This window comes from Bradyrhizobium sp., from assembly GCF_019244115.1.
Taxonomy (GTDB): Bacteria; Pseudomonadota; Alphaproteobacteria; order Rhizobiales; family Xanthobacteraceae; genus Bradyrhizobium.
Genome location: NZ_JAFATE010000347.1, coordinates 1 through 3381 on the forward strand (window position 1 = coordinate 1; position 3381 = coordinate 3381).

Annotated in this window: 1 protein-coding gene; it reads right to left on the reverse strand. The window is 65.7% G+C overall.

The features are described 5' to 3' along the window. On the reverse strand, window positions 1-3381 hold a 3381-nt coding region (locus JOZ76_RS15390; protein WP_291699473.1), incomplete at both ends, for a YhdP family protein.

Genomic DNA, 3381 nt, shown 5'->3' on the forward strand with positions numbered 1-3381 from the left:
GCAGGTTGTTGAGCCCGTAGGCCGGGATGAAGGTGCCGCTCATCTGCACCTGGTTGGCAGGATAATCGATGTACCCCCCGATGGTCCCACCGATGATCGGTCCCTTCAACACGGCCTCGGACACGGTGAGCCTGCCGCTCTGCGAAACAAAGTCCGCATGCGCCCGCGAGAAGCTGACGCCGTTCTGGCTGTTGCCGGAACCGGCAACCTGCCGGTCGATCGCGGCCTCGCCCTTGACGGCGAAATCGCGGACTTCGATCGAGCCCTCGCGCGCGCCGGCATCGTTGGACGGCGGATCCATGACCAGTTGAAGCTGGCCGCCGATCACCTTGGTATAGATGTCCGCGAAGCGGAAGAACGCGCCCGCATCCTTGGTCTCCACCAGCACCACCTCGCGTCCCTGCCAGCGACCGCGCAACTCCGCGGCCGTCGGCGTATCGCGCCCGATCCTGCCGAGATCCGCTACAATCGGCGTATCCTTCCCGATCTTGCCGGTGAGCGTGAAGCTCCGGAACGCGCCATTGCGCCGCGACAGCTTGCTGTCGACGCTGCGTAGCGCCTCCCCGTAGGCGCCCTTGACCGCACCGAATTTGAGATCGACGTCAACGTCGGTACTCTTCACCTTGCCCTTGCTGTCGGCATCCTTTGAATTCCCCGCTTTCACGGAATCGAGGAAACCGCGGCCATCGAACACGTCGCCGCGCATCGTCACCTTCAATACGCCATCCGCACCGCGCTCGGCCTTGAGCTGTGTCTTGTCGCCATCGGACGGCGAATAGACCGGGAAATTCGCATTCATCAGATCGCCATTCTGGTCGACCTCGAGCGAGCCCTTGATCGAGGTGCCGCCGCCGTCGATCACGATGTCCTCGAACCGCGTCGACTGCGCCTTCGGCACCACGTTGAAGGTGGCGCGGGTGGTCTTGCCCGGCAGCTTGACCCAGCCGGGCAGGACGTTGTCGAGCTTCAGCGCGGTGAGGTCGGCGTCGACACCGACGCGGCTGTCGTGATCGCCGCTCGCGATCTTGCCGCTCAGCTTGATCGGGACATTGCCGGTGGCAGCGGCGCCAAGATCGAGCCCGAGGCGTGCGCGGCTCGCATCGTCGAGCGTCGCCACGAGCTTGATGTCCGCGTCGCCGTCGGCCGGCTTGCGATAATCCAGCGTCGCCGGCTGCCCGTTGATCTTGACGCCGCCCTTGACCTGATAGCCCTGGTTGCTCGCGACGATCTTCAGCGTGTCAGCCTCGAGCTTCTGGTTCATGACCAGCTTGTCGGCCGAGAAGCCTGTGAGATCCGCGTTCACATTGTAGGTCGTGTCGACCTTGGTCAGTTCGCCCTTGAGCGGCAGGCCCATGGTGATGATCGCCGACAGCTTTCCGTTGCTGGCGGCGGGATCGATCGGTGTCGCCGAGAGGTCGCTGAGCCGATCGGAGGCCATGATTTCGGCGGCAGCCGGCACCGATCCGTCGACCCTGACCTTGACCCGGGCCTGCATCGGCTTCGGCGCCATGTCCGGTACCTCGAAGAGGAAATCCGACAGCGTGAGCTTGCGGCCGCCGGGCGTGTCGGCAATCCCCTGCCCGATGGTCACTGTCGCGGTGCGGCCGGTGATGTGCACCTTGAGATCGGCATCGCGCACGGACGGCAGCCTGTCCACGGGGTGCACCACGACGCCGCTCGCCACGATGTTGACCTCGAGCCCGTCATCGGGAATCGGCGGCCCTTTGCGCGGCAGGTTCTTGACCGGCGAATTGACCGCGACGTCCAAACGCTGCACCGCGCCGCGCTCGATCCGGTCGACGATCCATTCGCGCACCTCGGGCACGATCAGCGCCGGCCAGATCCGTTTCAGCGCGGTCGCCGACATCGGGGTGCCAGCGAAGCCGAGTTTCAGGCGCGGCTCGCCCGCATAGTCGATGCTGCCGGTGCCAGCGACGCCGATCTCGCCATTGGAGAAATCGGCCTGCGTCAGCAGCACGCGCTTGCCGACGGTGTCGAAACGGAAGCCGACGGCGATGCGGTTGAAGATCAGCGGCGGCTCGTCATTGATGCCGCCGAGCAGGATAGTGCCGCCACTGAAGCCGAGCTGCCAGTCCTGGACACTGTCATTGGGCGGCTCGAGATGCGCCAGCAGCGTGACCCGGTTCGCGCCCGATACGACCTTGAAGGGTGCGACCAGCACGCGCCGGTTTGCATCCCATTCCAGGCTCATCTCCGCCTGGTCGATGGCCATCGGATAATCCGGCGTGTCGGTATCGATGATGGTTCCGGGGCCGATCGTCAGCTTGCCGTGCAGATAGGTCGGCAGCCCATCGCGGCTGATCTCGCCCTTCACCTCGCCTGACAACGGCAGGTCGGCGTTGTAGGTCATGTCCTTCAGCCGCAGCGCCAGCAGGATATTTGAGGTCCTGAGCTTGTCGGCGCGAACGTCGACGGTGCGCACCCCGTTTTCCGGCGGCCCGACCAGGACACGCAGCGACCAGGCGCGCTTTCCTTCCTCGCCGACGGAGAGCGCCACACCGCCGCTGCTCGGACGGCGCAGGCTGAGGCTGATATTGTCAAAAGTCCATTTGTTGCCGCGCTGCTGATCGTCGACGACCAGCACGCCATTCTTCAGGCCGATCTCGTTGAGATTCTGGCCGTCGAGGCCCGTGAGACTGAGGCTGTCGAGCCAATCGAGGCCGGCCAGAAGCCCGCTCGGTGCGGTGTTGGGAGAGGCCGGCGCGGGCGCGACAGTGCCGGGCGCACTCCCCGCTGCCTGCGGCACGCCAGGCTGCTGTTTCCTGGTCACGCCGGTTGCAAGCGGCTTTGCGGTGTCGCCGGTCGACACCGTGACATATCCATCGGGCGTGATGCGGATGGCGAGCACCGCGTCGACCAGGTTCAGGCTCTCGGCGCGAAGCCGCCCCATCAACAGTGTGCTGCCGGACAGTCGTACTTCGGCCTTGGGGGCGCTCGCCACGATGGCGTTGTCCTGGTCGCGAACGATGATGTCGCGGATGCGGACCGCGACATGGATCCGGCCTGCGCGTTCGATCTGCGTGCCGCCGACCTCGACGGTGTTGCCGTGGCCGATACTCTCCTGGATCGCGGCCGCAAGCCACGGCGTCACGACGTCGAGATTGATCGCGCCGGCACCAAGCCGCCACCACAGTGCGCCGAAGGAGACCGTGAAGATGACCAAGAGCGCCGCGAGCACGACGCCCAAACGCTTGATCCAGCGCTCGCCGGCGGCCCATCGCTGCAACCCGGAAAGCCCGTCAACAAAGCGATCCAGGCTGGAATTGGACTTGGAGAGCAGACGGCGCGCGCGGTGGCCCGCGCCATCGTCCTGGTCACTGCTCCAGTCGGCGTGCTCCCATGCACGGGCCTGGTCGTCGG